This window comes from Microbulbifer sp. TYP-18 (assembly GCF_040932045.1).
Classification (GTDB): Bacteria; Pseudomonadota; Gammaproteobacteria; order Pseudomonadales; family Cellvibrionaceae; genus Microbulbifer.
Genome location: NZ_JBFRBC010000003.1, coordinates 222,589 through 234,844, shown reverse-complemented (window position 1 = coordinate 234,844; position 12,256 = coordinate 222,589). Strand labels below are relative to the sequence as shown.

Below are 12,256 nucleotides of genomic sequence, written 5' to 3'. Positions count from 1 at the left end.
CCGAATTATGGCCTTTCATATTCGATATTGGTAACAAACCAGTAAACATATCCGCTTGGTGTCTTTACCGAGCAATCATCATCCAGACTCTTACCCAAGAGAGCTTTGGCCATGGGAGAGTCAATGGAAATATAGTCCTTACGTGCGTAAATCTCGTCCACACCGACGATACGAAAACGCTTTCTATCCCCGGCGTCATTTTCAATCTCCACCCAGGCCCCAAAAAAAATCCGCCCTTCCTGCTCCGCCGAGTAGTCGACTATCTTCGCCTGTTCGATACGTTTTCTGAGATAACGCACCCGTCGATCAATCTCGCGCAGCCGCTTCTTATTATACTGGTAGTCCGCATTTTCACTGCGATCCCCCAACGATGCCGCCCAGGTCACCTTGCGGGTCACTTCCGGCCGCTCTTGTCGCCATAAGCTATCCAGCTCCTGCTTCAGGGCATCATACCCCGCCCTGGTCATAAAGTTTGTTTTCACTGTCAGCTACCTATGAGGACTAAGACACCCAATCCACCGCGGGTATGCGAAAAACGTAATTTCGACGATTTGCGGGCAACATTGATAAATATCATATTATATTCCGGATCCAGCCGGCCTCTGCGCAAAGAGACCCCACTCGCCCGCGGCCCGCCAGGAGAGGCCTATACTTGGCCAGGCCCGCGAATTGGCAAGCCACCAGCGGTCTGTTGGCAAAGCCTTTCCTGGCCTTCCTCAACCCGGGCTTGTTGTGCATGTCCGAAAATCCTACGCACAAATCAGGCAATTGCTCCCTTGATTTATGGCTCGAATATCTCCGTTCGTGACAACAAACTGTTACAAAATATTTTTTCAACAGGCTGCTAGCGGCGAAAAAAACCGATCAGCAGGCTGAGCAGGATACTCAGGACGATCATGGATACAATGGGAAAATACACCCGCGTGCGCTCCGACTCGATACGAATATCACCGGGAAGGCGGCCAAACCAGTTCAGTGCGCCCGGGAAAAAATGTAACAGCAATCCCAGCACAATAAATATGCAACCGACGATCAACAGCCATTTCGATAGCATTAGGCCCCCTGACCCATTTTTGATCCACTTTTGATCCGCATTCGCCCTTCACAACCCAGCCAAGGGTTTTCTCACCACCATGACCATACAGTAAGCGCCGTAGCGGGCCTGCAATAGTCAGGGTACCGCTTGCCCGCCATGAAAACCGGCTGCTACCATGGACAATTCCGGCATAGGTTCAATAAAAGGCTAACAATTATGCACCTTCTCCGCACCCTGGCGCTTATTGCACTCGCGGTCCCTTCCTGGGCCCTTCAGGCGGCCACCTTAATACATAATTTCAATGGCTACCAGATAACCGAAGAGGGCCTCGAGACCTTTAACGCCCTGACCTTTGAAGAGGGCAAGGTTCTGGCAGTAGGCGACCACAAAGCCCTGTCCCGTCAGTACCCGGACGCCGAAACGGTGGATGCCGGCGGCAAGACACTGCTACCCGGCCTGATCGACGCCCATGGCCATGTGCGGGAACTGGGACGCCTGCAACAACAGCTGCAGCTGCGCGACCTGAGCCTTCCCGAAACCCTGAAGGCGGTGGAGGCATTTGCGCAAAAACTCGAGCCGGGGCAATGGCTGTTGGGCCGGGGCTGGAACCAGGTTCTCTGGCCGGGCAAAGAGTTTCCGACCCGTGTCCAGTTGGACAAACTGGAAGTGGACAACCCCATCTGGTTGCGCCGCATCGACGGCCACGCCGGCTGGGCAAATTCGGCAGCCCTGAAGCTGGCGGGAATAGGTCGAGATACCAAGTCACCCGACGGCGGAGAAATCATTTTCAATAAGGACGGTTCTCCCAGCGGAGTCCTGATCGACAATGCCATGTCCCTACTCGAGAGGGCTATCCCCGCGCCGAGCCTTGAGGACGACAAAACTTCGCTCAGGGTCGCATTTGACAAGGCCCTGTCGCTGGGGCTTACCGGTATCCACGATGCCGGGGTCGATAGACAGACACTGACCGCCTACCGGCAACTGGCCGCTGCGGACGAAATCCCACTCAGGGCCTACCCCATGATCGCCGCCAGCGACAGCCGGTTTGCCCAATTGCTTGAGGCCGGCGTAATCGGCGAGCCGGAGGAGCGCCTGTTTGTGCGCAGTATCAAGCTGTCCGCCGACGGGGCGCTAGGGAGCCGCGGTGCCGCGCTGCTGGAACCCTACCACGACAGGCCCGGCGAAACCGGCCTGCTGCTGTATCCGCAAAGCAAAATACTCGAGCTGCTTAAACTGGCCACAGACCGCGGCTTTCAGGTCAATGTACACGCGATTGGAGACCGCGCAAATCACATAGTACTGAATCACCTGCAAACACTGCACCGGGACAGCGACCAGAAGCCGTTTCGACACAGGGTAGAGCACGCCCAGGTTCTGCAGACCGAGGATATTCCCCGCTTTACCCAGATGGACCTGATCGCGTCGATGCAGCCGACCCATGCCACCAGTGACAAGAACATGGCCGCCGCGCGGCTCGGCCAGGAACGGCTGGAGGGCGCCTATGCCTGGCAGAAATTTATTCAACAGGGTACCCCGATCGCCGGCGGTTCTGATTTTCCGGTGGAGCCGGCAAACCCGCTGTTTGGCTTGCACGCCGCCGTTACCCGCCGCGACCGCCAGGGGCAGCCACTGCGGGGCTGGCGCATCGAGGAAGCCATGACACTGCCCCAGGCTCTGCGCGCTTTCACTCTGGATGCGGCCTATGCCAGCCACCAGGAAAAAGTTATCGGCAGCCTGGAAGCGGGCAAATTCGCTGATTTTATCCTGTTGGACCGGGATATTTTCACTATCGACCCACAGGAAATCTGGCGCACCAATGTGTTGGAAACCTGGGTAGAGGGTGAGCGCGTATATATTGACCCGACAATTGATTGAGTTGCCGGCGGGCTTTCAAAATCAGGTGATCCCATGTAATTGAGCCGGTTTGCAGGGGCGACAACCCAATCGATACAGGGTCATAATTTGGGTTGGCGGCACAATAGCAACGCGCAGCAAAAACGCGATTGCACCACTGCTCCGTTGACAATAAAAAAGCCGCAATAAATTGCGGCTTTTTGTTATCCCGGCTATTGACCAGCAGCCTGTCGAAAAACCTCTGCAATTTTTTCCCAACTTGGATAGGCGGGCCTCAACCTCCCTTTCCGACACAGCGACCTGCCGGCACAGATCCGGAGCCGAAGCCCCGGACACTGTGGACTGAATCAGTCCTTCACCGCGATGGTGGAGGCCTTCTTGTCGGGCACGGGGAAACCCCGATCGCGCATCAGAGCCTCGATTTTGGCATCGCGACCGCGAAACTCACGGTAGGCGACAGCCGGATCCAAGGCATTGCGCGGCGCGAACAGATACTTGACCAGTCTGTCCGCCACCTCCTGATCGTAAAAACCTCCTTTGGACTCAGCGAAAGCTTCCGCCGCATCGGAGGTCAGCACATCCGCCCACAGGTAGCCGTAATAACCTGCGGAATAGCCTTCACCGGAAAAAATATGACCAAAGTGCGGGGTCCGGTGGCGCATAACCAACTCTTCAGGCATCCCCAGTTCCGACAAGGTCTCGCGCTCAAAGGCGTCCGGATCCATATCCTTGGGATCGGTGGTATGAAGCTTCATATCCACCAGTGCAGAAGCCAGGTACTCGGTGGTGGCGAAACCCTGGTTGAACTTGGAGGCCTTTTTGATCTTGGCTACCAGGTCGTCGGGGATTGGTTGTCCGGTTTTATAGTGCACCAGATAGTTGTCGATTACCGCGTCGGTGGAGAGCCAGCGCTCCAGCAACTGGGACTGGAATTCGGTGTAGTCGCGCACCCCACTATTCAACGTCGGATAGGTGACATTGGAGGCGAGGAAATGCAAAGCATGGCCAAACTCGTGGAAAAACGTCTCGGCATCGTCCCAACTTACCAGTACCGGCTCCCCCGGCGCACCCTTGATGAAATTGGAGTTGTTGGAAGCCAGCACAGTGCTCTCACCATCAAAAGTGGAGTGATCGCGGTACATGGTCGCCCAGGCGCCGGAGCGCTTACCGGAGCGCGCAAACGGGTCCAGATACCATAGGCCGATATATTCACCGCTGGTCTTGTCGGTCACTTCCCAGACCTTCACATCTTCGTGAAAGACCGGCACAGCGCCCTCTTTGACCGGCGTGAATTCGAAATTAAACAATTCCCCGGCCACGTAGAACATGGCTTCGCGCAGCTTGTCCAGCTGTAAATATTGTTTCACTTCATCGGAATTCAGGTCGTACTTGGCCTTGCGAACCTTTTCCGCATAGTAGCGATAGTCCCAGGGCTCGATGGTTATCCCGGCCTTCCCGGCGTCGGCTACCGCCTGCATGTCCGCCACCTCTTCCTTGACACGAGCGACTGCCGCCGGCCACACGGCTTCCATCAACTCTATTGCGCGTTCCGGTGTTTTCGCCATGCGATCCTGCAAACGCCACTGGGCATAATTGTCGAAGCCCAGTAAGGCAACGCGCTCGTCACGCAGCTTGAGGATCTCGGCGATAATGGCATTGTTGTCATGCTCGTCGCCGTTGTCGCCGCGACTATAGTAATTGGTCCAGACCTGCTCGCGCAGTTCGCGGTTATCCGAATAGGTCAGAAAGGGATCCATAGAGGAGCGGGTATTGGTAATGGCATATTTACCTTTCTTGCCCTTTTCTTCCGCCAGAGCCGCCGCTGCGGCGACAAAGGACTCCGGCAGCCCGGCCAACTGATCCTTGTCCAAAAAGAGGTCGTAACCCTCTTCATCCGCAAGCACATTATTGGCAAATTTGGTGTGTAGCCCCGCCAGGCGCTTGTTGATTCCGGCATAGCGCTGCTTGGCCTCACCGGTCAGGGTCGCGCCATTGTTAGCAAACTGGTTGTAGAGCAATTCCACGACCCGCTTCTGCTCGGCATCCAGGTCCGACTTTTCCCGCGCATCATAGATGGCCTTAACCCGCTGAAATAAAGCGTCGTTTTGGATGATCTTGGATCGGAAGTCCGCCAGTTTCGGGGCCAGCTCGCCCTGTACTGCCCGGAACTCGGGAGAGGATCTATTGGCAGACCAGATTCCATAGTAAGAGAAGAGCCGGTCAAGTTCTGCGCCACTACGCTCCATGGCGGCGATGGTATTGGCAAAAGTGGCCGGCTCCGCATTGTTGGCGATGATGTCCAGTTCACGCAGATTTTCCGCCATCGCGAATTCCATCGCCGGCTTCAGGTCTGCGATACGCATCTTGTCGAAAGCGGGAACGCCACCATAGGGGCCTGTCCACTCCGCCAGCAGCGGGTTGGAGGCCGCAGCTTCTGTCTTGGCCACAGCAGATCCGGTCGCCGATGCTCGCTCGGCGGCGCTGGTCAAACCGCTCCCCGTGGCCACGAGGGCGGCTATGGATAAAGCGATCAATGGTTGACGCATCAGTACTCTCCTTTTTTTCATAGTTTTCTCGTTCTGAACCGCCGGAGTGTAACCGGACTGTTCAATTTTGTCTCAATTCCGCAGGCATTGGCCCCGGGTTGCGGGACAGCTGGAGTTGCCCACGCGATGAATTCCCCACTCTTCGACTCAACTGATCAACCTGGTCAAAGAATATACACTGAATCATAGGCTATGATGATAACGGCTTTTTAAGTGTATTCTTTTAACCTGCTTTTTCATTTCTCACTGAACTGCGATCCCAAAACAGTCACCCATTACGTGACAACTGGGGAGGCAAGGCGGCAGATGAATCAAAAGCGCATTAGAGTTGACGCCAATTGCCAGGCTAAACAGCGCCCTGCACGGCCCTGGTTGGGAGGCACAAGCCAAAAATGGCTAACTTGTTAGCGGCCGAGAGACATCTAACAGCCGACTCAGCTAAGTTTCCTTCCCTGGCATCAATTCGAAACCATAGCCCCGGTTTCCTGAGTCCCTCCCTGCTTTAGTACCCCAGCGGCTAACTATTTAACCCCCTGTGGCCAGAGACCCTCTCCTTTTCTACCATGTGCGAAGACTCGAATATCACCCGCTTTTTTTCGCCAAACACACAAGCTGTACCGGCTGATCACTTCTCGATGCGGTGTAGTTTTTGGCAACGCCTCTTGCCGCATAAAGCATTTACCCCATCTATTTTTCACCTCCCGATTGGTTTGACACTCCCACCGCGCCGTGCTAATGAGCAATTGCGGTATACAGCGGTCGGATTCGGGCAGCCTGATTCTATGATTAAGGTTGAACAGCTAATAAATTCATCGGCTATGTAATAAAGGCTCTTCACCCGGATGTCATTGACCAGGCAGCGATAAGTTCTATCGCAATAAATAGAAAGTATTTTGCTTGCATTCCGCCGGTAATTGTTTCTATCGCCAAATCAGATCCGAAGCTCGCCAGGGACAGCCACTGTCCTCGGGCTTGCAGCCCCAGGCGAAGCGGGTCAATTTATAAATACCGATCACGGAGGATTTATATATGTTCAAGCGCCTCAAAACCCTGTCGTTTGGTTGCGCCTTCATCCTGGGCTTCCACTTTTCTACCCCGGCAGCACTGGCAGCACTGGCAGCAAGTGATGACGTTCTTATTACAGATCTGGACCTACTGGAGGCTATGGGCTTTGCAAGGGATATGGACAAGGCTTATATGGCGGCCGGCATTGAGCTGGACAACAACGCGGACAGTATGGATGCCGGACTTTGGTCCAGCGGCAGCCCCAGTGTTCAACCGGAATTGTTTCCCTCCGGCAGTACCGACTATTCTCCGGTTTCGGCGAAGGAGTTCTTCGGCCGGGTGGACTCCACGGGTACCCAGTGGCAATTCTCCGCAGGAAACAGCCTGGAACTCAGCCGCCTCGGTACGGAGCGCTTTGCCGATGCCCAGGTAGAGGATCTACCCAATGGGGGCGTGCTGCAGTTTTTCAGGTGGTGGTGGTCCGACAATGACCCAAATTCGGCCATGGGGGTTTTTCTGTTTGAGGTATGCCAGCCGTCATTTGGCGGAGGTCCCGTCACTTTCACCACAGTAGCCACCAGCACCAGCTTTGATGCCGCCAACGGTTCCGCAGTTGTCGTTATACCGAACCGGCCGATCGACACACAGAGCTGTTACTATTTGGTTCGGGTGCGCTTTGATGCGGCGACAAGCCTGCTGAGATTCCAGAAGGCCCGTCTACAGTTTACCCATCCCTAAGCTGTAGACTTTCGATTGCAGAGGAGCCCACCAAGTTGGTGCTCCTCCTGCCGTGTTTTACCGGGATTCTTGTTGATACATCCGCTTTCGGCAGCTCCCAAAGCACAGCAGGCAGGCGCTTATTTAACCGGAGTGCAACACAGGGAACGGGTCAGGCAGCGCGCCCGTCGCGCAGCCACTCGGCAACGCAAAACGCCAGCTCCAGCACCTGGTCCGCATTCAGGCGGGGATCGCACTGGGTACGGTAGCAACTGGCCAGATCCGCCTCAGAAATTTTCCAGGCACCTCCGGTGCACTCGGTGACATGCTCCCCGGTCATCTCCAGATGGATACCACCAGGGTGACTGCCCTCTGCATTATGCACGGCAAAAAAGTCGCGAATTTCGCGCAGGACCTTGTCAAAATCCCGGGTCTTGTAGCCGCTGCTGGCCTTAACGGTGTTACCGTGCATGGGATCCGTGCTCCAGACCACCGCCCGTCCCTCCCTCTGCACCGCCCGCAGCAATGACGGCAACCGCTTGCCAATGGTGTCCGCCCCCATACGGGTGATCAGAGTCAACCGCCCCGCTTCATTGTCCGGATTCAGCTTGTCAATCAGCCTCAACAGCTCATCGGTCTGCATCCCCGGCCCTACCTTGACCCCGATGGGATTCCAGACACCGGACAGGAACTCCACATGCGCCCCATCCAGTTGGCGTGTGCGTTCACCGATCCACAGCATATGGGCGGAGCAGTCATACCATTTGTCGGTAAGACTATCGATACGGGTCAGCGCCTGTTCATAGTCAAGCAGCAGCGCCTCATGGGAGGTGTAGAGTACCGTTTCGCGAATTGCCGGCGTATTGGCCGAAGTCACACCACAGACGGCCATAAATTCCAGCGCCTCCTGCAGCCGCTCGGCCAGCTGGGCATATCGTTCCCGCTGGGGATTGTTTTGCAGAAAGCTGAGATTCCAGCCGTGGACCTGGTGCAGATCCGCGAGTCCCCCCTGCGCAAAGGCACGCAAAAGGTTCAGGGTCGCAGCGGACTGGTTATAGGCGACCAGCATTCGGTCCGGATCCGGTTGCCGGTCCCTGGGATTGAAACCTATTCCGTTGATGATGTCGCCGCGGTAGCTGGGAAGCTCTACTCCATCAATCGTCTCGGTATCCGCAGAGCGCGGCTTGGCATACTGGCCAGCCATGCGCGCGACCTTCACCACAGGCAGATTTCCGGCAAAAGTGAGCACCACTGCCATCTGCAGCAGCACTTTGAAGGTATCCCGTATCCGGCCCGCATTGAAGTCGGCAAAGGACTCGGCGCAGTCGCCACCCTGCAACAAAAAAGCCCTGCCCTCGGCCACGTCGCGCAGCTGGCGCCGGAGTTCCCGCGCTTCCGCAGCAAATACCAGGGGTGGATAGCCGGACAGCTGGTCAGTGACTTCGGCAACCCGTTGGGGTGCCGTGTAGACTGGTTGCTGCAGAGTCACAAGCTTGCGCCAGCTATCGGGGGTCCAGCTCTCGGATAGGGATCGGGGCACGGGAAACATCACCTCAACTTCCAAAGGGTACTAACGTCGATATAGCGGGCCGGCGGCACCGGATTGCGCAGTCCGCTCACAGTATGGAGGCCACAGCCCTGCAAAAGTATTCCATATTGGACTGACTGAGTCCCGCAATACTGATACGGCTGGAATCCACCATGTAGATCGAGTACTCCTGCTGCAATCGCTGTACCTGCTCAGGGGTAATTCCGAGGAATGAGAACATACCCTTCTGGCGCTGAATAAAGCTGAAATCACCGGAAGCTCCAGCGGCTGCGAGATTTTCCACCAGGCCCAGGCGCAGGCCATTGATCCGCTCGCGCATCTCGGTCAGCTCCTCCTCCCAGTTGGCCCTGAGCCCGGCATCCGAGAGGATGGATTCCACAATGGCGGCGCCGTGTGACGGCGGCATGGAGTAGTTGCCGCGCACCACATTCAACAACTGGCTCTGGCCCCTGTCCGCCGACGCAGCATCGCCGTACACAACCATCGCCAATCCCACGCGCTCGCGGTAGAGACCAAAGTTCTTGGAGCAGGATGCAGCCACCAACATCTCATCAACCGATTCCGCCATCAGCCGCAGGCCCCAAGCATCGTCTGCTAGGCCCTCGCCAAACCCCTGGTAGGCCATGTCGATAAAAGGGGTGAACCCCTGCTTCTGGGCCATTTGCGCCAGCTGACGCCACTGGTCACGGCTCAGGTCCGCGCCACAGGGATTGTGGCAGCAGGCGTGCAACAGCACCAGATCGCCCCGGCCCACCTCACTCAGCGCCTCCACCATGGCTTCGAATCTGAGACTGCTGCTGGCGCGATCATAATAGGGGTAAGTCTTGATCTGCAGGCCGGCGTTGCCCAGCAGCGGTACATGGTTTGCCCAGGTGGGGTCACTGACCCAGATAGTGGCGCCGGGCTCGGCGCGATTGACAAACTCCGCCAGCACCCGCAGGGCTCCGCAACCGCCCGGGGTCTGCGCCGAACGCACCCGATTGGCCGCCAGCGCCGGGTGATCGGCACCCAGAATCAATTCCTGCATCGCCCGGTTAAAACCCACTGTGCCAGCCGGGCCTATATAGGCTTTGGTCTCCTCGCTCTGCAACAGACGGGTTTCCGCCTCTTTTACTGCCTGCAGCACGCCGGTATGGCCGGACTCATCCTTGTATACACCGACACCGAGATCAATCTTGTGGGGATTCTCATCCGCTCGATAACTGGCCAGGAGGCCCAGAATCGGATCCGGTGAAAGGCTACTCAGATGTTTGAACATGGAAAACTCCTGCAATTCACATGATTCCATTAATCGATCAGACCGCGATCCGCCCATGCCTGGGCGCGGTCCATCAGCTTGTCAATAATTCCGTCCAGCTGGTGGCGCTCCTCCGCGCTCAGCGATGACATAAGGTCATTCTCGTAGCCTTGGGCCAGAGGGACAATCTGCCCGTAAACCTGGCGCCCGAGTTGTGACAGGTTGAGCACCTGCCGGCGCCGGTCGGCGGGATCCTCGCTGCGCGTGATGTAGTCGTTGGACAACAAAGTGGACACGGCCCGACTGATGGCCACCTTGTCCATGGCCGTCTGCTCAACCAGTTCAGCGGCAGACAGGTCCGGGAAACGGCCCAGGATCGCCATTACCCGCCACGCTGGGATCGTAAGGCGAAAACGGGTCCCATAGGCCTGGGCAATGGCGTTGCTCACCCGGTTCGATAACACTGAGAGGCGATAAGGCAGGAAATTCTCCAGGTGCAGGCCATCAGTTCGCACTGGGCTGTCGGTCACCGATTTGTCACTGGTCATTACTCTCGCACCCGCATTCCACTGGTTGTGTAGGATTACAAATGTAGCTAAAATTGGTTTCAATTGTAACCACTGCAACAACAAAGTGGCAGGGACTTTATCCCGAACAGGCGCCGGCCTGCAGAAAAATCGAGGGCGCATTATACGACTCCGAGCGCCATTTTTGTTATCGAAAACCCAACAACACGCATTTTTTGTGCGCAGTGCTGACCGCCCTGAACCACTGTTCGGGCTCGCGCCGGGTCACACCGCCGCCAGCGGAGAAGATAAACCATGGAACTTCACGGCTACTTCCGCTCTTCCGCCAGTTATAGAGTACGTATCGGGCTCAATCTGAAGGGCCTGCCCTACGACTATCTCCCGGTCAACCTGCTGAAGGGGGAGCAGCGTCAAAGCAACTATTGCGAATTGAACCCCCAGGGACTGGTACCGGCCCTGGTAGCAGGCGGCGAGGTGCTGACCCAGTCCCTGGCGATACTGGAATGGCTGGATGAACAGCATCCAATCCCCGCCCTGTTACCAGGGGAGCCCCTCCAGCGCACCCGAATTCGCGCCCTCGCCTACGGCATCGCCTGCGATATCCAGCCATTGCACAATTTGCGCGTGCTGAAATACCTGCAAAGCGAACTGGACATCAGCGAGGAAGACAAACTCCAGTGGATCCGCCACTGGATTCACGCCGGATTTTCAGCCCTGGAACAACAGCTCTCCCCCGCCCCCTTCGCCGCGGGCGAGCAGCCAGGGCTCTTGGAGTGTTGCCTTATTCCGCAAATCTACAGTGCCGAGAGATTCGGGTTGGATATTGCGGATTACCCGGCCATCAACAGCATCCAGCAAGCCTGTGCGCAAATACCGGCTTTTGTAGACGCCAGGCCGGAAAATCAACCGGACAGCACCCTGTAAAAGTAACCGGGAGACACCCTGCAGCGAAATTATTGACGGGGCAACCAGACAAGTTGCCCCATCAACAGGTATAAGGATTCCCCCTCACCGGGCGCAAGCCCCACTCAATGCCTATGAAGCAATTTAAGCGGCTTCAGGCAGTTGGGTATTGAACCGCTAAAAACAAGTGGCCGGGGCCACTCCCGACCGTTTAAACCCCTGGCAGTTTGTTGAAAAAGCTCTCCCCGGCTTTCCCCAACACTAGCCTGGGGCACACCTTTTGCGTAAACCCGTTTAAATTTCCGTCCGGGCTTCCCTCTAACAGGCTGTTGAAATTCGCAGAATTTCGACGCCTGGTACCGGAATATGGATGTTCCGGCAAAATCGACGACGTCTAAGTCGTTGATTTTGGGAGAAAAGTGAAATTCACATTTTTCGCTTTTCGTGTTTTGAAACAGGCAGGATGCCTTTTTCAACAACCTGCTAAGTATCGAGTGATAGATTTTCGCACAAAGTCTTTGTAGGTTGCCGCCATACCTGCACCCAGAATTGTCGCCCTGAAGGTCCGAAACCAGGCGAAAAGCTGAATAAAATGAAGCCCGCACCTCAAGCCCAACCACTTTTGCCCACCTTGGGCTTATTTCGCGGGATGAATTTGAAGCATCGCGAAAATTAGCAAAAGCGATTTTCACTGTTTGCCAACTCCTCCTCCATTGAGCCGTGCGCCAGTATTTAATTTAAAGAAGAAGTAGGCGCCAAATCTGGATACGCCAAACCAGTCACTAATGCCACTCCGCCTCTTCAGTAGTATCAATCGTGAGCGACAGCGCTGTCTTGTCGGCTTTTCTATTTCAACCGAACTTGGAAAACCTGGTTGATTCT

At 56.1% G+C, this 12,256-nt stretch carries 10 protein-coding genes; 3 read left to right on the top strand and 7 right to left on the bottom strand.

Features of this window, described 5'->3' with window-relative positions:
• Nucleotides 1-5 precede the first annotated feature (5 nt).
• Complete coding sequence (gene greB, locus ABVT36_RS05400; protein WP_368455620.1) at nucleotides 6-482, bottom strand: transcription elongation factor GreB; 477 nt, start codon at nucleotides 480-482, stop codon at nucleotides 6-8.
• 362 nt (nucleotides 483-844) lie between these two features.
• Nucleotides 845-1,054, bottom strand: coding sequence for a DUF2905 domain-containing protein (locus ABVT36_RS05395; protein ID WP_368455618.1), 210 nt, complete (start codon nucleotides 1,052-1,054; stop codon nucleotides 845-847).
• Nucleotides 1,055-1,252: 198 nt separating this feature from the next.
• On the opposite strand from ABVT36_RS05395, the gene ABVT36_RS05390 reads away from it, so the two are divergent.
• Complete coding sequence (locus tag ABVT36_RS05390; protein WP_368455617.1) at nucleotides 1,253-2,911, top strand: amidohydrolase; 1,659 nt, start codon at nucleotides 1,253-1,255, stop codon at nucleotides 2,909-2,911.
• Nucleotides 2,912-3,237: 326 nt separating this feature from the next.
• Here the strand turns inward: ABVT36_RS05390 and ABVT36_RS05385 are convergent, their stop codons facing one another.
• Nucleotides 3,238-5,436: a M3 family metallopeptidase gene (locus ABVT36_RS05385; protein ID WP_368455616.1), complete on the bottom strand. Its 2,199-nt coding sequence runs from the start codon at nucleotides 5,434-5,436 to the stop codon at nucleotides 3,238-3,240.
• A gap of 1,029 nt (nucleotides 5,437-6,465) precedes the next feature.
• Between ABVT36_RS05385 and ABVT36_RS05380 the strand changes: the two genes are divergently transcribed.
• Complete coding sequence (locus ABVT36_RS05380; protein ID WP_368455614.1) at nucleotides 6,466-7,179, top strand: hypothetical protein; 714 nt, start codon at nucleotides 6,466-6,468, stop codon at nucleotides 7,177-7,179.
• Nucleotides 7,180-7,330: 151 nt separating this feature from the next.
• On the opposite strand, the gene ABVT36_RS05375 is transcribed toward ABVT36_RS05380, so the two are convergent.
• The 3 genes from ABVT36_RS05375 to ABVT36_RS05365 form a co-directional block, all read right to left on the bottom strand.
• On the bottom strand, nucleotides 7,331-8,707 hold the full coding sequence (locus tag ABVT36_RS05375; protein WP_368455717.1) for a class II 3-deoxy-7-phosphoheptulonate synthase: 1,377 nt from the start codon (nucleotides 8,705-8,707) through the stop codon (nucleotides 7,331-7,333).
• A 67-nt stretch (nucleotides 8,708-8,774) separates the two neighbouring features.
• Nucleotides 8,775-9,965, bottom strand: coding sequence for an aromatic amino acid transaminase (locus ABVT36_RS05370; RefSeq protein WP_368455613.1), 1,191 nt, complete (start codon nucleotides 9,963-9,965; stop codon nucleotides 8,775-8,777).
• Nucleotides 9,966-9,994: 29 nt separating this feature from the next.
• Nucleotides 9,995-10,492: a MarR family winged helix-turn-helix transcriptional regulator gene (locus ABVT36_RS05365; protein ID WP_367151672.1), complete on the bottom strand. Its 498-nt coding sequence runs from the start codon at nucleotides 10,490-10,492 to the stop codon at nucleotides 9,995-9,997.
• A 273-nt stretch (nucleotides 10,493-10,765) separates the two neighbouring features.
• On the opposite strand from ABVT36_RS05365, the gene maiA reads away from it, so the two are divergent.
• Nucleotides 10,766-11,395, top strand: a complete 630-nt coding sequence (gene maiA / locus ABVT36_RS05360; RefSeq protein ID WP_368455612.1) for a maleylacetoacetate isomerase — start codon at nucleotides 10,766-10,768, stop codon at nucleotides 11,393-11,395.
• Nucleotides 11,396-11,499: 104 nt separating this feature from the next.
• On the opposite strand, the gene ABVT36_RS05355 is transcribed toward maiA, so the two are convergent.
• Entirely contained in the window at nucleotides 11,500-12,066 is a 567-nt protein-coding gene (locus ABVT36_RS05355; RefSeq protein WP_368455611.1) for a hypothetical protein, read from the bottom strand.
• Between the last annotated feature and the right edge of the window lie 190 nt (nucleotides 12,067-12,256).